1 protein-coding gene is annotated in these 244 nt (G+C 62.3%); it reads left to right on the plus strand.

What is annotated here, in order from left to right:
- Positions 1-244, plus strand: a 244-nt coding sequence (locus tag X742_RS0140040) for a RuBisCO large subunit C-terminal-like domain-containing protein (RefSeq protein ID WP_031248925.1), incomplete at both ends; no start/stop codon positions are given.

The following is a 244-nucleotide window of genomic DNA, read 5'->3' on the forward strand; positions in this document are numbered from 1 at the left end:
TCGAGCTGCATCATTTCTCGGCCATGCGTCTGCTCGACGTCAGCTTTCCCGATGTCTTCGCTAATGCCTATCCGGGGCCGGCTTTCGCTGTCGAAGGCACGCGTCGTCTGACCGGCGTCGCGGGACGGCCGCTGGTCGGCACCATCGTCAAACCGAGCGTCGGTCTTACGCCAGGGGAGACCGCGACCCTGGCCGATACGCTGATCTCATCTGGCCTCGACTTCATCAAGGACGACGAACTGAT

It is taken from the genome of Mesorhizobium sp. LNHC229A00 (assembly GCF_000502415.1).
In the GTDB taxonomy this organism is placed as follows: domain Bacteria; phylum Pseudomonadota; class Alphaproteobacteria; order Rhizobiales; family Rhizobiaceae; genus Mesorhizobium.